Raw genomic sequence first — 21,551 nt, 5'->3', positions numbered from 1 at the left:
GGCGGGGCTCCGACTGTACTGGTTCTCGTCCCGGACAGTTCGGCGAAATCGTACTGCAACCGTCCCTGTCGTGAAAGCCGCCGCCGTGGGAGGATGCGGCCAGCATCGAGACGGAGCGGACCCATGCGCAGGACGGAGCACATCGAACGGAACGGAAGGACGGGCTGGCTCGCCCGCCGCCTCAGCGACGCGGCGATCGTCGCCGCGGGCCTCGGCCTCGCCCTGCCGCTGATCCTGCCCTTCGCCTGATGCGGGGGCCGGCGGCGGCCACGCCCGTGCTGACCCGCGACGTCGAGACCGGCTTCGGCCCCTGGCGCGACGGTCTCGCCGGGATCGCGATCTTCAGCGGCTCGCTCGTCGCGACGCGGCTGGCGCTCGGCGGCTTCGAAGCCTTCTTCCTCACCGCGGCCCGGGCGGCACTCGCGGGGCTGGCGGCCGGCCTCGCTTTGGCGGCGGCCGACCGGCGCCGGCCCCGGGCCGGCGACCTCGCGTCGCTCGCCCTCGTGGCGCTCGGCGTGGTGATCGGCTTTCCCTTCCTCACGGCGCTCGCCCTGCAGCGGGTCGGGGCGGCCCATGCCACGGTCTTCGTCGGCCTGCTGCCGCTGGCCACCGCCCTGTTCGGAGCCCTGCGCGCGGGCGAGCGGCCGGGAAGGCGCTTCTGGCTGTTCTCCCTGCTCGGCAGCGCCGTCACCGTGGCCTTCGCGGCCCGCGGCCTCGGCACCGCGTCGCTGGCCGGGGACGGGCTGATGCTCGCGGCCATTCTGGTCTGCGGGCTCGGCTATGCCGAGGGCGGGCGGCTGGCCCGGCGCCTCGGCGGCTGGCAGGTCATCGCCTGGGCGCTGGTGCTGTCCCTGCCGCTCAGCCTGCCGCTGATGCTGCTGTGGTGGCCGGCCGCCCCCGCCGAAGCGCCGGCCTCGGCGCTCCTCGGCCTCGCCTATGTCGCCCTGTTCAGCATGCTGATCGGCTTCGTGTTCTGGTACCGGGCGCTGGCGCGGGGCGGCATCGCCGCGATCGGTCAGTTGCAGCTGCTCCAGCCCTTCCTCGGGCTCGTCGCGGCCGCCCTGATCCTCGGAGAGCGGCTCGAACCGGCGATGTTCGCCGCGGCGGCCGCCGTCGTCGCCTGCGTCGCCGCGGCACGGCGCAGCGCGCTCAGCCCTGCACGCAATTCGCCCGATAGAGGCTGAGGGCGCGCTCCATCGCCCGGTACTGGTCGGGGCTCGCCGGGTTGCGCAGCTCCGGCCCCTCGGGCAGCAGCCCGGCGAAGCCCGCCGCGAGGTCGGCCACGAAGCCGCGATCGCCCGTATAGGTGCCCATGCGGTTGGGCCGGTCGATCGCCCCGCACAGGGCGCCAGCCCGGCCCCGCCGCAGGCCGGAGACGCGGCCGGCCTCGCCCCTGGGCAGGGCCCTGCCGATCAGGGCGAGCACCGCGCCGGCGGTCTCGGCGCCGAGCGCCGCCTCGGAGCCGTCGGTCACGCTCTGGGCGCGGGACGCGGGCGCCGCGGCGAGGAGGAGCAGGAGGGCCAGCCCGCCGCGCCGGCCCCTCGCTGTCGCTCTCATGACCGCTCTCATGATCCCTTGGCCACCACCTCGATGTCCCGGTCCATGCCGCTCTCGACCTTGAACTCGCGGGTATAGACCTGCCCGTCATGGCGGGCGATCAGCACGTAGTCGCCCTCCGCCAGCGTCACGGAGGGGAAGGCGCCGATCGCCTCGCGGATGGTGTCGCCGCCCGGCGTCAGCACGCTGAAGGCAGTGCCGGCGAAGGCCTCCGCGCCCGGCGCGGCCACGAGCTTGAGGGTCACGGTGGCGGCGCGGTGGTTCAGGGTCGCGTCGGTGACCTTGCCGTTCTCGACCCGGAGATCCGCCCGCTGGATCGCGTTCGATTCCCCGTAGGTGGAGACGACGTGGTAAGTGCCCTCCGGCAGGCGCACCAGCTCGCCCGCCTTCACGCCCTCGCGCACGAGCCGCCCCTCCATGTTGGTGCCGATGGGCACGAAGACCGAGAAGGCGATCTGGGCGGGCGGGATCTTCTGGTCGCCGACCGCGCCGTAGAGCTTGAGCGCCCCGGCGCTGACCCGCAGCTGCTCGCTCACCGGCGTGCCGGAGAGGGCGACGCGCTTGGTGGCGCTGGCATAGCCGTAGGTCACCGTGGCGAGATAGGCGCCGGGGGGCAGGTGGAAGGTGGGGTTCGCCTCGTTCGAGCGGGCGACCACCGCCGGCCGGCCGTCGTCGCCGCGATCCTCGAAGACGCGCCAGGCCAATCCGGAGCGGATCGGCTGGCCGCTGCCGGAGAAGACCGAGGAGAGGTAGAGGTCGGTGGCGTTCTCCGCCGGGGTCGGCGGCAGGTTCGGCCCCGTCACGGAGGGGGTGGGCAGGGCGGGGCCGATCGGCGTCGAGACCTGACCGGAAAAGGGGTCCGGCGGCTGCGCGGCGGCGGGAAGGCCCGCGGCGGCGAGCCCCAGAACGGCCAAGGAAACGGCCAAGGGAACGGCCCGCAGACCGGTCGAGCCTCCGGCGGTGACAGCCCTCGTCATGGTCCTCGCGCCTCGCCTTGCCGCACGCTGCGGCCCTACGGCCGCCGCTCCGGCCTTGCAACCGGAGCGTGGCGGCGGCATGGCCGAAGGCGGGGGCATGATCGCGGATCGTCGCATCTCGTGGCATCCGCGTCCATCGGACGCCTCCCTCGTCCGCCGCGCACGGGTGACCCATGACCGAGACCCTCGACCTGCTCCGCCGCCGCCGCTCGGTGCCGCCCCCGCTTCTCGAAGGGGAGGGCCCCTCCCGCGAGACCCTCGACGGCCTCCTCGCCATCGCCGCCCGCGTGCCCGACCACGGCAAGCTCGCCCCCTGGCGCTTCCTCGTGATCGAGGGCGAGGCCCGCCACCGCATCGGCGCGCAGCTGGCGGCGATCCACGCGGCGGATTTTCCGCAGGCCGACCCGGCCCGGCTCGACCAGGAGCGCAAACGCCTCGCCCATGCCCCCGTGGTGGTCGCCGTGGTCTCCCGGGCGGCCCCGCATGTGAAGATCCCGGAATGGGAGCAGGTGCTCTCGGCGGGCGCGGTCTGCATGAACCTCGTCGTCGCGGCCAATGCGGCGGGCTACGCCACCTCCTGGCTCACCGAGTGGTTCGCCTATGACCGGCGGGTGCTCGACGCGCTGGGCCTCGGACCCTCGGAAAAGATCGCCGGTTTCATCCATATCGGGCATCCGCGGGAGATCCCGAGCGACCGGCCCCGCCCGGACCTCGCCGAGATCGTCACCCGGCTCTGACGTCATGAAGAGGGCGGCCCGATGCATTACGATCCCGAGACCCGCAGCCTGCCGCACAACCCGTTCAAGGCGATCGTCGCGCCCCGGCCGATCGGCTGGATCAGCGCCATGGACCGGCAGGGGCGGGTGAATCTGGCGCCCTATTCCTTCTTCAACGCCATCGCGGGCGATCCCGACATGGTCGCCTTCGGCTCCGCCGGCCGCAAGGATGCGATGACCTTCGCGGAGGAGGGGGGCGAGTTCGTCTGCAGCCTCGCCACCCACGACCTGCGCGCGCAGGTGAACGCCACCTCCGCGCCCCTGGCCCGCGGCGACAGCGAATTCGGCTTCGCCGGCCTCACCCCCACCCCCTCGCGCAAGGTGCGCCCGCCCCGCGTGGCGGAATCGCCCGCGGCGATCGAGTGCAAATGGCTCCAGACCGTGCCGCTGGTGCCCCTGGGCGGCGGCGAGGCGGAAAACTTCCTGGTGATCGGGCAGGTGGTCAGCCTCTATGTCGACGACCGCTTCGTCGTCGACGGCCGGGTCGATACCGGCGCCATGCGCCCGATCCTGCGGGCGGGCTATTTCGACTACTTCACCACGGAGCCGGAGAGCCGCTTCGAACTGCGCCGGCCGAAGGGCGGCAGCTGAGGGACGTCCCGCATCCCGCCGATCCTGAAGGTCCGCTCCCTCCGGCCCTGGCCGCAGAAGGCGTCGCCCTCGCTCCCGCCGCAGCGCCCCACCGGGCAGGGGAGGCCCCAGGCGCGACCTCCGACATCTCAAGACTATCGCCCGAAGAGTCGGTCCGGCCTGGAGGGCTCGCCTGCCGAGCGCGCTCTTCGCACAGCTGAACAGCCGGCCCAATCTCGCGACCCGACGCCATCACGAAATCTCGAGAACGGGTTTTTCCAGCGGCTTTTTCTGTTTTATCTCGTAAATAACTTAAGTCAATTTTCATAGTATGTCCTGAAAGTTCCCTAAGAAAAATGGGGACAAAACGATGTCAATACTCGCAAACCTCAAGCTTCTGATAAAACTGTCTGCAGTTGTTTTTCTAATTGGTCTTGTAATTGGAGGTTGCGTCTGGTTCGCACAATCGCGAATGACCGAGATCGACGCGACCTACCGCTCGTTCATCGAGCACGACGCCAAGGCCGTCGCCAATGCGCGCCGCGTGAACCGGCTCATGTTCGAGATGAATTACTGGATCTACCGCATCATCGGCGAGACGGAGGAGGTCCAGATCGAGGCGGCCAACGAAGGCTTCAAGGCAGCGGTCCCCACCCTGAGGACGGTGCTCGCCGAGTGGCAGGAGCGGGTCCCCCAATTTGCCGACCGGATCAAGGCTCAGACCAAGCGCATCGACCTGTTCATCCAGGAGGCGACCGAGGTGCGCCGGCTCGGCACGGCCAATCGGAACGCCGAGGCCATCGCCCTCGTGCATCACGCCATCGACCCGATCTTCTCCACCATGGTGCAGGAGGGCAACCAACTCGGGGACGACATCCGCAAGGCCCTGGACAAGGGTTCGGCCGAGCTGACTGATCGCACCAATGCCACGCGCCACAGCCTGATCCTGTTCAGCGCACTCGGACTGGCCGCCGGGCTTGTCGCCGCGGCCTTCGTGACCGTCATCGGCATCACGCGCCCGCTCGGCAGGCTGGTGGAGGTCCTGCAGCGGATGTCCCGCGGCGAGATCGATGCCGCGATCCCCGAAGCCGCGCGCGGCGACGAGATCGGTGCGGTCGGCCGGGCGGTGGAGGGCATCAAGGCCATGGTCGCCCGCAAGGCCGCCGAGGAGGCCGAGACGAAGCGGCGCACCGACGAGGCCGCCCAGGCCGAGCGCAAGCGCACGATGATCGAGCTCGCCGACGGCTTCGAGCGGGCCGTGGGCGGCATCGTCACCCGGGTGTCGTCCTCGGCCACCGAGCTGCAGGCGACCGCCAGCACCATGACCGCCACCGCGACCGAGACGGCCTCGCAATCCACCACCGTGGCCGCCGCCGCCGAGGAGGCCGCCTCCAACGTCCAGACCGTGGCCTCCGCCGCCGAGGAGCTGGGCTCCTCCGTGCAGGAGATCGGCCGGCAGGTCGCCGGCTCCGCCCGCCTCGCCCAGTCGGCCGTCGGCGCGGCCGATCAGACCGCCGACCTCGTCCAGGCGCTGAGCCAGACCGCGGCCCGGATCGGCGACATGGTCGGCATGATCTCCTCGATCGCCGGGCAGACCAACCTTCTCGCCCTCAACGCCACCATCGAGGCGGCCCGCGCCGGGGAGGCGGGTCGCGGCTTCGCGGTGGTGGCCGCCGAGGTCAAGGAACTCGCCAACCAGACCGCGAAGGCGACCGAAGAGATCGCCCGTCAGATCGGCGAGGTGCAGGGCGTCACCGATCAGGCCGTGACGGCGATCGGCGGCATCACGGGCCGGATCCGCGAGATCGACACCGTGGCCACCTCGATCGCCGCAGCGGTGGAGCAGCAGGGAGCGGCCACGCAGGAGATCGTCCGGAACGTGAGCCAGGCCGCCCAGGGCACGGGCGAGGTGACCAGCAACATCGCCGGCGTGGCCCAGGCCTCGGAGGAGACCGGCGCGGCCGCGAACCAGGTGCTCTCGGCCGCCTCCGAGCTGTCGCGCCAGTCCGAGCATCTCGGTGCGGAGGTCGCCCACTTCCTCGCCACTGTCAGAGCGGCCTGACTTCGCCCCACCGCTTTCAGCAAGTACAATAGGACTTGATCATCGATCAGGCGTCCGCTTCTGCCCCGACAGGTAGCAGAAGCGGACGGGCCAAATTCTACCCGAAACGACCCTCAGTACGCGCACCCGGCCTCCACAACCTTCCCACTCGATTGCTCGGGACAAAAAACCGGCCGCGCCGACGCCATTCATGCGTCAGCCCCACCGCCCACACGCACGCACCCCGCCCCGAAACCGTCCCGGCGCGCCGCCGCCCAAAAGGCCGTCCCGTCGTCTCCCACATCCACCGCCTCCACACCCGCCGCCGCGGCGGCGAGGCGCAGCAGGGCGCGGGCCTGGGCGAGGGGGGGGATCAGGGCGCCGGCCGCATCGCGGGGCGCAGCGCCGAGCTCGGCGGCCAGGGCGGCCGGGTCCCAGGCGAGGGCGCACAGACGCGGGCTCGCCCCGGCGAGGGGACCGGCGGCGAGGAGGCCGGCGGCGTTGTCGAGCCAGCCCAGGATCCGCGTGGCCCCGTCGGGCCGGCCGTGCTCGGCCTCGGCCACCGCGAGGCGGCTGCCGAGATCGGCGAGGTCGGCCCCCCGCCGCAGGCCGGGCAGCACCAGCCCCTCGGGGGCCGCCGGCATCAGGGCGTCGAGGCGGGGGCCGAGATCCGGGTCGTCCAGCCCGCCGAGCCGGAGGAACAGGGCGGGGCCGCCCAGCGGCCGGGCGCAGAGGCGGGCCTTCAGCGCGGGCAGATCCGCCGGGGCGTGGGCCGAAACGTCGAGGAGGAGGACGTCGGCCCCGCCCGCGGGATCCGGCCGCGGCGGGGCGAAAACCGCCGCCGGGAGGCTCAGGTAGCGGCGCATCGGGCGGGGGAGGGGCCTGCGCGGAAACGGGACATCTTCCGGATCCAAGATCTTCAATCTTCCTTTACCATGATCGCAGGAATGTCGTCTCCGGCGGGATCGGGCGCGGTCCCCGCGGCGGACCCTCGATGTTCCTGTTCACCAACACCTCCCCGGCCACGGCCCAACGCGACGCCGGCGCCAGCGCCGGGACCGGCCGCGCGGCCAGTGCGTCCACCGGCGCGGCCGACGGCACGGTGCTCGCCGCGATCCGCGACGGGGCGCAGAACACCGGCGTCGGCTTCGATTATCTCCTCGCCACGGCGCAGCGCGAGTCGAGCCTCAATCCCGCCGCCAAGGCCGCGACCTCCTCGGCCACCGGCCTGTTCCAGTTCATCGAGCAGACCTGGCTCGGCGTGATGAAGAATGCCGGGCCGAAGCTCGGGCTCGGCAGCTATGCCGACGCCATCACCGCGAGATCCGACGGCACCTACACGGTGTCCGACCCGACCACCCGGCAGGCGATCCTCGACCTGCGCCGCGACCCCAAGGTCTCGGCGACCATGGCCGGGGCGCTCACCCAGAAGAACCGCGAGGCCCTGCTCGACGCGCTGGGCCGCGAGCCGACGAGCGGCGACCTCTACGCCGCCCATGTCCTCGGGGCGAAGGGCGCGGCCACCCTGATCGCCGATGCCCAGGCGGTGCCCGAGCGGGCCGCGGCCCTCGACCTGCCGGAGGCCGCCGCCTCCAACCGCAGCCTGTTCTACGACCGCAGCGGCCGCCCCCGGGGCGCGGCCGAGCTCTACGCGACGCTCGCCAACGCCACCGCCGGGGTGACGAGCCCGGTCACCGGCCCCGACACGGCGACGGGCGCGGGCGTGCCCACCGCCTATGCCTCCCTCGAAGGCGGCATCCGCGCCCTGTTCCAGACCGACCGGCGCCAGGGGGCGATCTCCGACGGGGTGGCCAAGCTCTGGCAGAGCCGCAACCCGGCCCTGCCGGCCGCCCCCGCCGCACCGACCTGGTTCCCGCGCTCCGAGGAGGGCGAGGCCGGCACGGGGCCGGCCGAGGCGACGGCGACCGCAGTGACCGCGCCCGCCGCGGCGGCGGCGCCCGCGGACGGCGCCCCCATCCTGATCCCCCTGCCGCCGCGGCGGCCGGAGGGGCTCACCCCGACGGCCCCCGCGGCGGCGCTCGCCGCCCGGGCCGCGACGCCGGCCCCGCCCGGCGCCATCGCCACCAACGCCGCCCTGTTCGACGTCTCCTCCTACAAGCTCCGGAACGGCCCATGACGATCCGCCAGCGCCTCCTCGCCCCCCAGTACCAGAGCGCCGAGCGGCGCGCGGAGGCCGCGGCGGCGCTCGCCCGCTCCTACCTGCACGGCGCCCTCGGGCCGGATGCGGCCTGGGAGACCAAGACCACCCTGCTCGCCCTCCTCGACGATCCCTCCGACCAGGTGCGCCGGGCCCTGGCCGAGGCCTGCGCCGGGGCGGAGACCGCGCCGCGGCCGCTCATCGTGGCACTGGCCTCCGACCAGCCGGACATCGCCTGCCTGGTCCTCGCCCGCTCGCCGGTGCTGATGGATGCCGATCTCGTCGACTGCGCCGCCATGGGCTGCGAGACGATCCGCAGCGCCATTGCCGGGCGGGGCGACCTGTCCAAGCCCGTCGCCGCCGCCCTGGCCGAGGTGGCGGGGCTCGAATCCCTCACCGTGCTCGCCCGCAACCACGCCGCCGAGATCGGCACCGCGGCGCTCCTGCGCATCGTCGAGCGCCACGGGGCGGATGCCGGCCTGCGCGAGGCCCTGCTCGCCCGGCCCGACCTGCCGATCGAGGTGCGCCACGCCGTGGCCGTGCGGGTGGCCGACTCCCTCTCCGCCTATGGCCGCGAATGCGGCTGGCTCAGCCCGGAGCGCAGCGCCCGCGTCACCCGCGAGGCGCGCGACCGCGCCGCCCTGGCGCTGGGCGACGAGACCGGGGAGAGCGGGCTCGCCCGGCTCGTGGCCCATCTGCGCAAGGAGGGTCAGCTCACCGCCGGGCTGATCCTGCGGGCGATGCTGTCCCTGCGCATGCCCTTCGCCGAGGCCGCGCTCGCCGAGCTCTCCGGCCTGTCCCGCGCCCGGGTCGCCGGCCTCCTGCTCGAGCCCCGCAGCGGCGGCTTCGCCAGCCTGCACCGCAAGGCCGGCCTGCCGCCGATCCTGCTCGGGCCGATCCAGGCCGCCCTCGAGGCCTGGCGCGCGGCGGCGACGGGGCAGGAGGCCTGCGAGGGGGCGCGTCTCGCCCGGCGGATGATCGAGCGGGCCCTGAGCGCCTGCGAAGCCCTGCCCTTCGCGGAAGCGCGCAGCCTCCTGGCGCTGCTCGCCCGCTTCGAGGCGGAGGCCGCCCGCGACGAAGCCCGCGAACAATCCCCCCTCCCCACCGCGGCCGGACAGGACGGCGCAGAGGAGCCGCTCGCCCTTGGGGCGCCCGAGGCCGGCGCGCCGGTGGTCCTGTCGGCCGACCGGACCGAGGCGGCCGACGGCCCCTGGCCCGCGGCGCCGCGCCCCAGCGACCGGATCCTGCCGGTGGCGGGCGAGGTGATCGACCTGCGCTTCGATGCGATCCTCGACGAGCTGCCCGAGGCGATCGTGGCCAGCTATCAGGCGGAGCAGCAGCGCCGCAGCGCCGCCGCCACGCAGAGGGTGCTCGACGATCTCTCGGGCGCGCTGATGGAGAGCTTCATGGCCTCGCGCAACGCGGCCGTCGCCGTCAGCGCCGAGCCCGTGACCGCTTCCGTCGTCCTGGAGATTGTGCCGGAAGTTGTGCCGGAGCCGCCGCGGGCGCGCCCCCGGGCGGTCGCCCTGGCGCTCGCCGCCAGCATGATCCCGGAGGAACTGGTGCGCAGCTACGCCGAGGGCCGGTCGCGCCTCGCCGCCTGACCGCCCCGCATCAGCCGAACTGCTCGCGCAGGATCCGCTCGTCGAGGCCGTGGCCGGGATCGTGGAGCAGCACGAGCTCGGTGGTGCGGTCGAGGGAGGTGTCGACGCTGCAGACTCGGCGGAACTCGGTGTGGTCGGCCACCGCCGAGACGGGCCGGTGCTCCGGCTCGATCACCTCGATTCGGATCTGCGCGTGGTGGGGCAGCAGCGCCCCGTGCCAGCGCCGGGGTCGGAAGGCCGAGATCGGGGTCAGCGCCAGCAGATGCGCGTTGAGCGGCAGGATCGGCCCCCCTACGGAGAGGTTGTAGGCGGTCGAGCCCGCCGGCGTCGCGGCGAGCACCCCGTCCGCGATCAGCTCGGGCAGGCGCACCTTGCCGTCGACGAGGATCCGCAGCTTCGCCGTCTGGTGCGTCTGGCGCAGCATGTAGACCTCATTGATCGCCCGCGCCGTATGGCGGCGCCCCTCCGTGTCGATGGCGACCATGCTCAAGGGATGGATGACGCTGCGCTGGGCCTGTTCCAGGCGCTCGATCAGGCCCTCCTCCCGGAAGTCGTTCATCAGGAAGCCGACGGTCCCGCGGTTCATACCGTAGATCGGCTTTCCGCTGTCCATCATGCGGTGGAGGACCTGCAGCATCACGCCGTCGCCGCCGAGCGCCACGACGACGTCCGCATCCTCCGGCGTCACATGGTCGTAGCGGCGCATCAGGGCCGCCGCGGCCTCCCGCGACTCGCGGGTAGGGCTCGCCACGAAGGCGATCCGATGGAAACGCGGCATCCGCTCTCTCGCCTCGTCCCTCTGCCGCCGCTTTGGCCGCCGCGTTGACGCGGGTGCCGGGGCAGGGCTCATTCACGAGAGACGCCGCCCGCGGCCTTTCGATCAAGGAGCCATAGCATGGAGCGCATGCTCCTCGTCTATACGACCTTTGCGGACGCCGAGACCGCGCTGGCGGTCGGCGAGTCGCTGGTGCGGGACAAGCTCGCCGCCTGCGTGAACGTGCTGCCGGGGATGCGCTCGGTCTATGCCTGGAAGGGCGCGGTCGAGCGGGGCGCGGAGGTGGTGGCGATCCTCAAGACTCGGGAGGGGCAGGGGGCCGCGCTGGCCGCGGCGCTGAAGGCGCGCCACCCCTACGAGACGCCGATCATCCTCCACCTGCCGGTCGGCGAGGCCGATCCGGATACCGCGGCCTGGATCCTGGCCGAGACGGGGGCGTGAGCCGTCCGGGACCGCCCGCTCACACCTTGATGTCGATGAGCCGCCGCTCCGTCACGGGTTCGCTGCGCATCACGTCCGCATCCGCCCTCAGCTTGGTGGCGGGATCGACGGGACGCACGACCTCGACCGTCACGGTCTCCGGGGGCGCATGCCGCGCGGCGGCATCGTTGCGCAGGGACAGGCCGAGCTCCGCGGCCCGCACCGGGCCGAGGGAATTGAGGGAACCGATGGTCATGGTCCGCTCCTCCTGCAAAGGGAAAGCGCAGCACGACGACCCGGACCATGGGGTTAATTCTTTCACTCGACTTGTCGGCAACGGGGCTCCATCCGGCGACGGCTGGGGAAAACCCGCTGGCGTCCCGCCCGGGAGCGTGCTGATTCGGCACAGGCGCGGCGGCGCCATTCAGCCTTCGGGACACGGGACGCATCATGCCTGAGGGCGACGGGGATCTGACCGAGGCGGTGGGCAACGCGGCCTTCGTGCTGTCCCTGCGGGAGCGGGGCCTGCGCGACACCGCCGTGCTGCGCGCCATGGAGCAGGTGCCACGGGAAGGCTTCGCGCCCGCGCCCCTGCGATCTCATGCCCGCAGGGACATCGCGCTGCCGCTGGCCTGCGGGCAGACCATGACCGCGCCGCGCCAGGTCGGGGCGATGCTCGCGGCCCTGGCGCTGACGCCGGGCGCGCGCGTCCTCGAGGTCGGCACGGGCTCGGGCTACGTCACCGCGCTGCTCGCCCGGCTCGGGGCTGGCCAACTCCACAGCCTGGATCGCTACGCCACCCTGACCCGGGCGGCGCGGGACAACCTGCACGCGGCGGGGATCCGGAATGCCGTCCTTGAGACCGCGGACGGGCTCGCCGATGGGGTCGCGGGGGAGGGGCGCTACGACCGCATCCTGGTCAACGGGCTGCTCGCCGCCCTTCCCGCCGGGCTCACAGCGGCCCTCACCCCGGGCGGGCGTCTCGTCTGCGCCCTGCCGGGACTGGAGGGCGGCCGCCTCGCCATCATTGGCCCTGACGGGGCGACGCAATCGGGCGCATCCCTGCGCTTGCCGCCGCTCACCCCGGGCCGCGCCCGCATGTCCTGAGCGGCCTGTCCCACGCAACGTGTCCCCAGCGACACGTTGCATCGAACCCGTTCGATAACCTTCCGATTGCGCTTCGAACGTGGTGAACGGGAACGGTTGCTTAACCTGAATCCCGTTTGAATGCCCCTATCAAGTTGCGTCAGGCAAACGGGTGCGTCGATGCGGATTCGCGGGGCTGGTCGGGGGATGAGGACGCTGTCGCGCTTCGCCCTCATCGGAATCATCGGAGGGAGCGCCGCGGCCTGCTCGTCGGACGCTTCGCGCCTCTCAGATCCCTTCACCAATCCGTTTACCTCCAGCGAGCCGTCCGCCACGGGCAGCCTACCGGAGGATGGCGGGGATCTCGCGCCGGCTCCCGCCATCCGCACGCCGCGGATCCGCTCGGAGGCGCTCGGCGCGCCCGGTGGCACCGCCCCGGCCATGACCTCCCGCCCGCTCCCGATCGCCCCGCCGCCCCGTGTGGCCTCGACCGAGCCGGTGACCGGCGCCGTCTCGGGCCTCAATCCCGATGCGGGCCGCCTCGCCCCGGCCATGACGCCCCGCACCGCGCCGGCCGCGCCGAAGCTGCAATTCGCCCCCGGTCCCAAGGCGGTGGACAAGGCGGCCGAGAAGAAGGCCGCCGAGAAGGCGGCCGAAGCCAAGCGCGAGGCAGAGAAAGCCGCCGAGGCCCGCAAGGCGGCGGAAAAGGCCGCCGAGAAGGCCGCGGAAGCCAAGAAGCTCGCCGAGGCCGAGGCGAAGAAGAAGCATATCCGCCCCGGCCAGACCGCCGAGAAGAAGGCCGACGACAGGAAGCCGACCGAGAAGGCCGACGCCGCGGCCAAGGCGGCGGAGAAGGCGCGCCTCGCCAAGGCCGAGGCGGCCAAGACCGCCTCCGAGCAGGCCGCCAAGCGCGTCGCCGAGGCCAAGGCGGCCGAGGCTGCGGCGAAGGCCGCCGCCAAGGAGAGCGCGAAGGCCAAGGAGAGCGCCAAGGTCGCGGCCAAGGAGCCCGCCCCCGCCAAGGAGGCGCCGAAGGAGGCCGCCACTCCGGTCAAGGTCGCGAGCGCCGATCCGGCGAGCGTGCCCGCGGCGGCCGAGGCGGAGGCCTTCCGCTGGCCGGCCCGTGGCCGGGTCATCACCGGCTACGGCTCGGGCGGGAACGAGGGCATCAACATCGCCGTGCCCGAGGGCACGCCCGTCAAGGCCGCCGAGGACGGCACCGTCGCCTATGCCGGCTCCGACGTGAAGGGCTACGGCAAGCTCGTGCTGGTGCGGCACAGTAACGGCTACGTCTCGGCCTATGCCCATAACGGCGAGCTCGACGTGCGGCCGGGCGAGAAGGTGAAGCGCGGCCAGGTGATCGCCAAGTCCGGCGCCACTGGCAACGTCACCTCGCCCCAGCTCCACTTCGAGATCCGGAAGGGCGCGACCCCGGTCGACCCGATCCCGCACCTCGCCTCGAACTGAACGCGCGAAACAATCTGGCTTCAGGCGGCGGCTCCGGGAGGGGCCGCCGCTTTCGTTCGATGCGGTCGCGTCAGGCGTCCCGCGGCGGCGGGCTCTGGAGCGTGCCGTTCGGGCTCTGCCGGTCCACCGCCTCCGGCAGCAGCTTGGACAGGGTGGCGAGAACCTGGTCCGGCGGCAGGCCGAGCTTCTCGGCGATCATGCGGACATGGTCGTCGCCGATCACCCGGCGCAGGTCGCCCGTGGTGATCGGCTCGTTGGGCCCGCGGCCGAGCCAGGAATTGACCTGGGCCGCGTGGCCGGATTGCTGGAGCCGGTCGAGCAGGCCCTGAAGGCCGCCGGGAAGCACCGTCTCGATGATCTGCGGCAGGGCGGCGGCGGCCGCCTGCCCGAGCGATCCGCTCAGCGAGCTCTTGATGCTGTCGAACAGACTCATTGCGCTTCCTCCCCCCGACGCCGCCCATGGCGCGCCGCGGCATCGGCGGGGCAGTAGACGACGGCACTGCAGCAGACGGCAAGCCCGCGTTTCGTGCCCGACGCCCGCGGCCCAGGGGCAACCCGGCGCGCGCGCCTTCGATCCCACCCCCGAGCCCGTCCGGCGCCGCGATCCCGCGCCTCAGTCCAGCGTCTTGCCGAGCCGGCCGGCGAGATCCTGGATGAACTGGACGGCGGTGCGACCGGAGCGCGCACCACGGGTGGTCGCCCATTCGAGCGCCTCCGCCCGCAGCTGCTCGGCCGGGAGGTCGAGCCGGAACCGCTCCGCATAGGCGCGGATCATCGCGAGATATTCGTCCTGGCTGCACTTGTGGAAGCCGAGCCAGAGGCCGAAGCGGTCGGAGAGCGAGACCTTCTCCTCCACCGCCTCGCCGGGATTGATCGCGGTGGAGCGCTCGTTCTCGACCATCTCCCGGGCGAGGAGATGCCGGCGGTTCGAGGTCGCGTAGAACAGGACGTTCTCCGGCCGCCCCTCGATGCCGCCGTCGAGGGCCGTCTTCAGCGACTTGTAGGAGGTGTCGTCGGCATCGAAGGAAAGATCGTCGCAGAACACGATCCAGCGGTGCGGGTCGGGGCGCAGGAGCGCCATCAGGTCGGGCAGGGCCTCGATGTCCTCCCGGTGGATCTCGACGAGCTTCATCGGACGCGCCGCGCCGCCTTTCGCATTGATCTCGGCATGGATCGCCTTGACCAGCGAGGACTTGCCCATGCCCCGCGCGCCCCAGAGCAGGGCGTTGTTGGCCGGCAGGCCGCGGGCGAAGCGCGCGGTGTTGTCGAAGAGCTGGTCACGCGCCCGGTCGATGCCGGTGAGCAGCCCGATCTCGACCCGGTTGACCCGCGGCACCGAGATCAGGCGCCGCTCCGACCCCCAGAGGAAGGCATCGGCCGTGGTCGTATCCACCGGCGGCAGGGCGGACGGGGCGGCCCGCTCCAGGGCAGTGGCGATCCGCTCCAGCAGGGGCATCAGGGCGGACAGGGTCGGCTCGGCCGTCATGGCGGCTCCGGATTGGAGGAGGGGGTTCGTTCGTGCGGGCGTCCTTAGCCGATCGTGCCGCGGCCGGGGAGAAGCCCGCCCGCAGCGCGCGGTTGCGTGACGTTGCTTTCGGGAAGCCCGTGGCTATAGTCCGCGCGCTTTTCGACAGGCCCCGCCATCCGTGGTGCAGCTCAGGCCGCCTGTCCGACCATCAGGAGTTCCAGCGTTGATTACCCCCGCCTTCGCGCAAGGGGCCGGTTCCACCGGCGGCGGCGCCGAGATCGCCATTCAGCTGGTGCCCTTCGTCCTCATCTTCGTGATCATGTATTTCCTGATCCTGCGCCCGCAGCAGCGCAAGCTCAAGGATCACCAGACCATGATCAAGAACGTGCGCCGGGAGGATACCGTCGTCACCAATGGCGGGATCGTCGGCCGCGTGACCAAGGTGGCGGACGACGCCTCCGAGATCGAGGTCGAGATCGCCCCGAATGTGCGCGTGAAGGTCGTGCGGAGCATGATCTCCGAGGTCCGCGTCAAGGGCGCACCGGTCAAGGCGGCCTGAACAGGCCGGATGAGGATGCCGGGCCAAGGCACGGCATCCGCACAAGAAAAAGAGTCGGACCGGGCGGATGCTGCGCTTCTCCAGAACCAAGATCGTCACGACGCTGCTGGCGATCCTGATCGGCCTCAGCCTAGCCGTGCCGAGCTTCTTCTCGGCCGAACAGCGCAAGCACTTCATGGCGGCTTTGCCCGCCTGGGTGCCGCACTGGATCGTCCCGAACCGGGCGATCGTGCTCGGCCTCGACCTGCAGGGCGGCTCGCAGCTCCTGCTCGAGGTCGACCAGAACGAGCTCGTCGGCTCCATGGCCAAGGGCCTGCGTGACGATGTCCGCCGCATCCTGCAGCAGGAGAACGTCCGCGCCGATGGCGGCATCCAGGTGCTGAAGCGCGGCGTCCAGGTGCGCATCGCCGATGCGGCCGCCCGTGCCAAGGTCATGCCGAAGCTGCGCGAACTCTCGCAGCCGATCCAGAGCCTGTCGGCCACCGGCGTCTCCACCGTCGAGGTCAACGAGCAGCCCGATGGGCTGATCCAGCTCGCCTACACCGATGCCGGCATCACCGAGCGCACCCGCCGCGCCGTGGGCCAGGGCATCGAGGTCATCCGCCGCCGCATCGACCAGACCGGCACGCTGGAGCCTTCGATCCAGCAGCAGGGCGCCGACCGCATCCTGATCCAGGTGCCCGGCCTGCAGGATCCGCAGCGCCTGGAGGAGCTGCTCGGCAAGACCGCCAAGCTCGAATTCCGAATGCTCGCCGACAGCCCCTCGGGCGATGTCGACCTGCTGCCCTCGAAGGACGAGAAGGGCGCCAAGGTCCCGGTCGAGCGCCGGGTCATGGCCGATGGCGGCGACCTTACCGACGCGCAGCCGGCCTTCGACCAGCAGAGCCACGAGCCGATGGTGAGCTTCAAGTTCAACCTGCGCGGGGCTCAGCGCTTCGGCCAGGCCACCAGCGAGAATGTCGGCCGCCGCATGGCCATCGTGCTCGACAACGAGGTGGTCTCCGCCCCCGTGATCCGCTCGGCGATCACCGGCGGTTCGGGACAGATCACCGGCAACTTCACCGTCCAGCAGGCCAACGACCTCGCGGTGCTGCTGCGGGCGGGCGCCCTGCCGGCCAAGTTCACCGTGGTCGAGCGGCGCGTCGTCGGCCCGGGGCTCGGCAACGACTCGATCGAGGCCGGCAAGAAGGCGACCATCGTCGCCGCCATCCTCGTCGTGATCTTCATGTTCGCGACCTACGGCACCTTCGGCTTCATCGCCAACATCGCGCTGATGGTGCATGTCGGCCTGATCCTCGGCCTGATGTCGGTGCTGGAGGCCACGATGACCCTGCCCGGCATCGCCGGCATCGTGCTCACCATCGGCACGGCGGTCGACTCGAACGTGCTGATCTACGAGCGCATGCGCGAGGAGCAGCGGGCCGGGCGTTCCCTGGTCTCGGCGCTGCAGGCCGGCTTCGACCGGGCCTTCGCCACCATCATCGACTCGAACTCGACCATGGCGATCGCCGCCCTGATCCTCTTCTTCATGGGCTCCGGCCCGGTGAAGGGCTTCGCCGTGGTGTTCATCCTCGGCATCCTCACCACCGTCATCACCGCGGTGACCCTGACCCGCATGATGATCGCCGTGTGGTATACGACCTTCCGGCCCAAGACCCTTCCGTTCTGACGACAGACGACGCCCGCCGGATCGTGGCGGGCGGCGACGCCGTTTCCGAGAGGTGCCCGGCACCGCTCCCGCTTCGAGACCGACCATGCGCCTGCTTCGCCTCTGGCCCGACGAATCGCATTTCGACTTCATGCGGTTCCGGCGCTTCACCTTCCCGCTCTCGGCGGCGATGTCGCTCGCGACCGTGGTGCTGTTCCTGACGATCGGGCTGAATTTCGGCATCGACTTCAAGGGCGGCACCCTGGTCGAGCTGCAGGCGAAGTCCGGCGCGGCCGACGTCGCCGCGATCCGCCACACCGCCAACGGTTTCGGCTTCGGCGAGGCGGAGGTGCAGGAGCTCGGCAACCAGGGCACCGTGCTGGTGCGTCTGCCGCTCCAGGCCGGCGAGCAGGGTCAGACCGCGGTGATGAACAAGGCCCACGCGGCCTTCGACAAGGATTACGAGTTCCGCCGCACCGAGACCGTGGGCCCGCGCGTCTCCGGCGAACTCGTCCAGTCCGGCACGGTCGGCGTCGTCCTCTCCGTCGTGGCGGTGCTGCTCTATCTCTGGTTCCGCTTCGAGCGGGAGCTGGCGCTCGGCGCCATCATCGGCACCCTGCACGACATCGTGCTCACCGTGGGCGTCTTCATCCTCACCCGGATCGAGTTCAACATGACCTCGATCGCCGCGATCCTGACCATCGTCGGCTACTCGCTCAACGAGACGGTGGTGGTGTTCGACCGGACCCGCGAGCTGATGCGCCGCTACAAGTCCATCCCCACGGTCGACCTGCTCAACCTCTCGATCAACTCCACCATGTCGCGCACGGTGATGACGGCGACCTCCGCCTTCCTCTCCCTGCTCGCCCTGGTGCTGTTCGGCGGCGAGGCAATCAACGGCTTCGCCGTGGTGATGCTCGCCGGCGTCGTGATCTGCACCTACTCGGCGATCTTCGTCTCGACCCCGTCGCTGATCTATCTCGGCCTGATGCTGTCGGGGGCGAAAGCCTCGCAGCGCGAGGGGGTGCCCCAGGCCGCCGAATAGCGCCTCGCCCCGAAAGGCGCCCGCCGGCTTTCGGGGCGAGGCCACGACAAGGACCTTCCCGTCCCGGATGCGGTTTCCGGGATCATGCGGAAGAGGACAGGCCAGGGAGAGCACCGGATGCCGGAAGGCCGGCTTCACGACGGATTCGTGCCGGGGCGGTACGGGATCGACGCCTATGGCGACGGCGGCTTCCGCTTCGCCGAGATGTCCCATCGCGGCTCGATCCTGGCGCTGCCCTCGGGGATCCACGCCTGGGACCCGATCGTGGCCGCGGCCATCGACGCGGCGAGCCTCGCCCCGGTGCTCGCCGAGCACGAGGCGATCGACCTCCTGCTCATCGGCACGGGCGCCGAGATCCTGCCGCTGCCGGCCGCCCTGCGCCAGCGCCTGAAAGCCGCCGGGATCGGCCTCGACGTGATGCAGACGGGAGCGGCGGCGCGCACCTACAACATCCTCGTGGCCGAGAACCGTAAGGTCGCGGCCGCGCTGATCGCCGTCGCCTGAGCGGGGCCGCGTGAGCGACGTCACCAGCAATCCGGCAAGCGCCCGCGAAGGCCTGGCCTTCGCCTTCCAGCATTGCGAAAGTCTCGTGCGCGAGGGCGATCCCGACCGCTACTTCGCCACGCTGTTCGCGCCGGCCGCCTTCCGGCCGCATCTCTTCGCCCTCTACGCCTTCAGCCTGACCATCGCCAGGGTGCGGGACGCCGCCTCGAACCCGATGGCCGGCGAGATCCGGCTGCAATGGTGGCGCGACGCCCTGCAGGGCGAGGCGCGGGGTGACGTGAAGGCCAATCCCGTCGCCGCCGCCCTCGACGACGCCATCGTCACGCGTCGCCTCGGCCGCCAGCCCTTCGTCGACCTGATCGATGCCCGGGTCTTCGACCTCTACGACGACCCGATGCCGCGGGTGAACGACCTCGAAGGCTATTGCGGGGAGACCGCCTCCTCCCTGGTCCGCCTCGGCAGCCTCGTGCTGGCCGAAGGCGGGGAGCCGGGGGGCGCGGCGGCCGCGGGCCATGCCGGGGTCGCCTACGGCGTCGCCGGGCTCCTGCGGGCGCTGCCCTGGCATGCCCGTCAGGGCCAGGTCTACCTGCCGGCCGATCTGCTGCGGGAGAACGGCGTCACCCGGGAGGACATCGTGACCGGTCGCGGCGGCCCCGGGCTCGACCGCACCTGCGCCGCCCTGCGGGCCCTGGCCCGCCGGCACCTCGCGGCCTACGAGGCCGCCCGCAACACGATCTCGCCCGCCGCCCGGCCGGCCTACCTGCCCACTGCCCTGGTCGAGACCGTTCTCTCCGCGATGGAGCGGCCGGGCTACGACCCGCTCAACACTCTGATCGAGATCCCGCGCTGGAAGCGGTTGTGGCGGTTGTGGCGCGGCGCCCGGAGCTTCGGCTGAGCCCGGGCCGCATCCGAACGGAGCAGTCGACCGGATCTCGCGAGGGGCGGCCCACGTACGGGGGCGTGCCGTCATCCACGCAGAAAAGCCACACCTTATGAATGCATTATCACGCTCCGTTGAGCGGGTCTCACGGCTCTGCTAGCAGGATCGGATCGGCACGGCGGCAAGATCGTACCGATCCGGAGGAGCGCGACGCCCATGCAAACCTGGAATCAGGTCTACGACCCGTTCGGGAACCAGATACTCTCGACCTTCGCGGCGTCGCTGCCCGTCATCGCCCTGCTGGGCATGATCGCGAGCGGCAAGGTCAAGGCCCATATCGCCGCCGTCCTGTCCCTCGGCATCGCACTCCTGGTGGCGATCGTCGCCTTCGGCATGCCGACCGATCTCGCGATCCGCGCCTCGATCCTCGGCATGGTCACGGGCTTCTTCCCGATCGGCTGGATCATCCTCAACGTCATCTTCCTCTACCGCCTGACGGTGGAGAAGGGCTGGTTCGCGATCCTCCAGCAATCGGTCGCCGGCATCACCGAGGACCGGCGCATCCAGCTCCTACTGGTGGCCTTCGCCTTCGGCGCCTTCTTCGAGGGCGCAGGCGGCTTCGGCACCCCGGTCGCCGTCACCGGCGCCATCCTGATCGGCCTCGGCTTCTCGCCGCTCGCGGCCTCGGGGCTCTCGCTCATCGCCAACACGGCGCCCGTCGCCTACGGCGCGCTCGGCGCCCCGATCCAGGGCCTGGCCTCGGTGACGGGCTACGACCCCTACATCCTCGGCGCCATGATCGGCCGTCAGTTGCCCTTCTTCTCGCTGCTGGTGCCGTTCTGGCTGATCTGGGTGTTCGCGGGCTTCCGCGGCATGATCAAGATCTGGCCGCCGATCCTCGTCTGCGGCGCCTCCTTCGCGGCGGCCCAGTTCCTGATCTCGAACTACGTGAATCCCTGGATCGTCGATATCGGCGCCTCGCTGGTCTCGATGGGCTGCCTCGTCGCCTTCCTGAAGATCTGGCAGCCCGCCCAGATCTGGACCTCCCCGGCGCTGCGCGGCCACGATCCCTCGATCGGCTACGGCTCCCCCCGCCCGGTGGCCCTCGGCGCGGGCGTGCCCGGCGACCTGCCGAAGGCCTCGGTCGGCGGCCGCACCGCCTCCTCCTCCGAGATCGTCATGGCCTGGGTGCCGTGGATCATCCTCTCGATCGTCGTGGCGATCTGGGGCACCGGCTGGTTCAAGAGCGTCGTGAACCCGATCTTCACCTGGAAATACGAGGTGCCGGGCCTGCACAACGTAATCCTGAAGGTACCCCCGGTGGTGGCCAAGCCGATCCCCGAGGCGGCGACCTTCCTGTTCACCTACATGTCCTACACCGGCACGGGCGTGCTCTTCGCCGCGATCATCTCCGGCCTGATCATGCGCTTCTCGCCCCTGCGCCTGATCACCGCCTATTTCGAGACGATCTGGGTGCTGCGCTACTCGCTCATCACCATCTCGGCGATGCTGGCGCTGGGCGTGCTCACCCGCTACGCGGGCGTGGACGCCACCCTGGGCCTCGCCTTCGCGGGAACGGGCATCCTCTACCCGTTCTTCGGCACCCTGCTCGGCTGGCTCGGCGTCGCGCTCACGGGCTCGGACACCGCCTCCAACGTGCTGTTCGGCGGCCTGCAGCGGATCACCTCCGAGCAGCTCGGCCTGTCCGGCATCCTGATGGCCTCGGCGAACTCCTCGGGCGGCGTCATGGGCAAGATGATCGACGCCCAGTCGATCGTCGTGGCCTCCACCGCCACCGGCTATTTCGGCCAGGAGGGCAAGATCCTGCGCTTCGTGTTCTGGCACTCGATCGCGCTGGCCTGCCTCGTCGGCCTGCTGGTCATGCTCCAAGCCTATGTGCCGCCCTTCACGGACATGGTGATCCACCCGCCGGCCACCGCAGCGGCTCCCGCCCACTGAGCCTCCCCGGCGAACATCGAAAAGACGAGACCCCGCACCGGCCTCCGGTGCGGGGTTTTC

Annotated in this window: 23 protein-coding genes; 16 read left to right on the top strand and 7 right to left on the bottom strand. The window is 71.5% G+C overall.

The features are described 5' to 3' along the window. Window positions 1-123 precede the first annotated feature (123 nt). Window positions 124-249 (top strand): hypothetical protein, encoded by a 126-nt coding sequence (locus tag MMB17_RS25300; RefSeq protein WP_276518048.1) that lies wholly within the window; start codon window positions 124-126, stop codon window positions 247-249. Further along, window positions 249-1,184, top strand: coding sequence for a DMT family transporter (locus tag MMB17_RS21940; RefSeq protein ID WP_241100269.1), 936 nt, complete (start codon window positions 249-251; stop codon window positions 1,182-1,184). Before MMB17_RS25300 ends, MMB17_RS21940 begins: the two co-directional genes overlap by 1 nt. Here the strand turns inward: MMB17_RS21940 and MMB17_RS21935 are convergent. Both MMB17_RS21935 and MMB17_RS21930 read right to left on the bottom strand, forming a co-directional pair. Further along, window positions 1,150-1,557 carry a hypothetical protein gene (locus tag MMB17_RS21935; RefSeq protein ID WP_238310580.1) on the bottom strand — a complete coding sequence of 136 codons (408 nt, stop codon included), beginning with the start codon at window positions 1,555-1,557 and terminating at the stop codon, window positions 1,150-1,152. The genes MMB17_RS21940 and MMB17_RS21935 overlap by 35 nt on opposite strands. Window positions 1,558-1,565: 8 nt before the next feature. Next, window positions 1,566-2,534 (bottom strand): hypothetical protein, encoded by a 969-nt coding sequence (locus MMB17_RS21930; protein WP_238310581.1) that lies wholly within the window; start codon window positions 2,532-2,534, stop codon window positions 1,566-1,568. Window positions 2,535-2,707: 173 nt separating this feature from the next. Between MMB17_RS21930 and MMB17_RS21925 the strand changes: the two genes are divergently transcribed. From MMB17_RS21925 to MMB17_RS21915, 3 genes are all read left to right on the top strand, one after another. Continuing rightward, window positions 2,708-3,271: a nitroreductase family protein gene (locus MMB17_RS21925; protein WP_241100268.1), complete on the top strand. Its 564-nt coding sequence runs from the start codon at window positions 2,708-2,710 to the stop codon at window positions 3,269-3,271. 21 nt (window positions 3,272-3,292) lie between these two features. Continuing rightward, the gene (locus MMB17_RS21920) at window positions 3,293-3,901 is read left to right on the top strand and encodes a flavin reductase family protein (RefSeq protein ID WP_241100267.1); all 609 of its coding nucleotides are present in this window, start codon (window positions 3,293-3,295) and stop codon (window positions 3,899-3,901) included. Window positions 3,902-4,250: 349 nt separating this feature from the next. Continuing rightward, on the top strand, window positions 4,251-5,942 hold the full coding sequence (locus tag MMB17_RS21915; RefSeq protein ID WP_241100266.1) for a methyl-accepting chemotaxis protein: 1,692 nt from the start codon (window positions 4,251-4,253) through the stop codon (window positions 5,940-5,942). A gap of 188 nt (window positions 5,943-6,130) precedes the next feature. On the opposite strand, the gene MMB17_RS21910 is transcribed toward MMB17_RS21915, so the two are convergent. Then, entirely contained in the window at window positions 6,131-6,787 is a 657-nt protein-coding gene (locus MMB17_RS21910) for an aldolase/citrate lyase family protein (protein ID WP_241100265.1), read from the bottom strand. 128 nt (window positions 6,788-6,915) lie between these two features. On the opposite strand from MMB17_RS21910, the gene MMB17_RS21905 reads away from it, so the two are divergent. Then, entirely contained in the window at window positions 6,916-8,058 is a 1,143-nt protein-coding gene (locus MMB17_RS21905; protein WP_241100264.1) for a transglycosylase SLT domain-containing protein, read from the top strand. Then, the gene (locus MMB17_RS21900; RefSeq protein ID WP_241100263.1) at window positions 8,055-9,683 is read left to right on the top strand and encodes a DUF2336 domain-containing protein; all 1,629 of its coding nucleotides are present in this window, start codon (window positions 8,055-8,057) and stop codon (window positions 9,681-9,683) included. The genes MMB17_RS21905 and MMB17_RS21900 overlap by 4 nt, the downstream gene beginning before the upstream one ends. Before the next feature lie 10 nt (window positions 9,684-9,693). On the opposite strand, the gene MMB17_RS21895 is transcribed toward MMB17_RS21900, so the two are convergent. After that, the gene (locus MMB17_RS21895) at window positions 9,694-10,461 is read right to left on the bottom strand and encodes an NAD kinase (RefSeq protein ID WP_238310588.1); all 768 of its coding nucleotides are present in this window, start codon (window positions 10,459-10,461) and stop codon (window positions 9,694-9,696) included. Window positions 10,462-10,578: 117 nt separating this feature from the next. On the opposite strand from MMB17_RS21895, the gene cutA reads away from it, so the two are divergent. Beyond that, a complete protein-coding gene (gene cutA, locus MMB17_RS21890) occupies window positions 10,579-10,899 on the top strand; it encodes a divalent-cation tolerance protein CutA (RefSeq protein ID WP_241100262.1) in 321 nt (106 codons plus the stop codon). Window positions 10,900-10,918: 19 nt separating this feature from the next. Here the strand turns inward: cutA and MMB17_RS21885 are convergent, their stop codons facing one another. After that, entirely contained in the window at window positions 10,919-11,134 is a 216-nt protein-coding gene (locus tag MMB17_RS21885) for a hypothetical protein (protein ID WP_238310590.1), read from the bottom strand. A gap of 194 nt (window positions 11,135-11,328) precedes the next feature. On the opposite strand from MMB17_RS21885, the gene MMB17_RS21880 reads away from it, so the two are divergent. Then, window positions 11,329-11,985, top strand: coding sequence for a protein-L-isoaspartate O-methyltransferase family protein (locus MMB17_RS21880; protein WP_241100261.1), 657 nt, complete (start codon window positions 11,329-11,331; stop codon window positions 11,983-11,985). A gap of 186 nt (window positions 11,986-12,171) precedes the next feature. Beyond that, window positions 12,172-13,428 carry a murein hydrolase activator EnvC family protein gene (locus tag MMB17_RS21875; RefSeq protein ID WP_241100260.1) on the top strand — a complete coding sequence of 419 codons (1,257 nt, stop codon included), beginning with the start codon at window positions 12,172-12,174 and terminating at the stop codon, window positions 13,426-13,428. Window positions 13,429-13,498: 70 nt separating this feature from the next. Here MMB17_RS21875 and MMB17_RS21870 read toward each other — a convergent pair whose 3' ends face one another. Next, window positions 13,499-13,861, bottom strand: coding sequence for a YidB family protein (locus MMB17_RS21870; protein ID WP_238310593.1), 363 nt, complete (start codon window positions 13,859-13,861; stop codon window positions 13,499-13,501). 180 nt (window positions 13,862-14,041) lie between these two features. Continuing rightward, on the bottom strand, window positions 14,042-14,914 hold the full coding sequence (locus MMB17_RS21865; RefSeq protein WP_241100259.1) for an ATP-binding protein: 873 nt from the start codon (window positions 14,912-14,914) through the stop codon (window positions 14,042-14,044). Window positions 14,915-15,119: 205 nt separating this feature from the next. On the opposite strand from MMB17_RS21865, the gene yajC reads away from it, so the two are divergent. The 6 genes from yajC to MMB17_RS21835 all read left to right on the top strand — a co-directional run bounded on the left by yajC (window position 15,120) and on the right by MMB17_RS21835 (window position 21,491). Next, on the top strand, window positions 15,120-15,455 hold the full coding sequence (yajC, locus tag MMB17_RS21860; protein ID WP_238310595.1) for a preprotein translocase subunit YajC: 336 nt from the start codon (window positions 15,120-15,122) through the stop codon (window positions 15,453-15,455). 67 nt (window positions 15,456-15,522) lie between these two features. Then, window positions 15,523-17,124: a protein translocase subunit SecD gene (gene secD, locus MMB17_RS21855; protein WP_241100258.1), complete on the top strand. Its 1,602-nt coding sequence runs from the start codon at window positions 15,523-15,525 to the stop codon at window positions 17,122-17,124. A gap of 85 nt (window positions 17,125-17,209) precedes the next feature. Beyond that, complete coding sequence (gene secF / locus MMB17_RS21850; protein ID WP_238310597.1) at window positions 17,210-18,148, top strand: protein translocase subunit SecF; 939 nt, start codon at window positions 17,210-17,212, stop codon at window positions 18,146-18,148. An 84-nt stretch (window positions 18,149-18,232) separates the two neighbouring features. After that, on the top strand, window positions 18,233-18,652 hold the full coding sequence (locus MMB17_RS21845) for an Mth938-like domain-containing protein (RefSeq protein WP_420847294.1): 420 nt from the start codon (window positions 18,233-18,235) through the stop codon (window positions 18,650-18,652). Between the two features lie 10 nt (window positions 18,653-18,662). Then, on the top strand, window positions 18,663-19,547 hold the full coding sequence (locus MMB17_RS21840) for a phytoene/squalene synthase family protein (protein WP_238310599.1): 885 nt from the start codon (window positions 18,663-18,665) through the stop codon (window positions 19,545-19,547). A 201-nt stretch (window positions 19,548-19,748) separates the two neighbouring features. Then, a complete protein-coding gene (locus MMB17_RS21835; protein ID WP_241100257.1) occupies window positions 19,749-21,491 on the top strand; it encodes an L-lactate permease in 1,743 nt (580 codons plus the stop codon). Window positions 21,492-21,551: the final 60 nt, after the last annotated feature.

Origin of the sequence: Methylobacterium organophilum (assembly GCF_022533465.1) — a bacterium.
Taxonomy (GTDB): Bacteria; Pseudomonadota; Alphaproteobacteria; order Rhizobiales; family Beijerinckiaceae; genus Methylobacterium; species Methylobacterium organophilum.
This window is presented reverse-complemented; position numbering and strand designations above follow the sequence as displayed.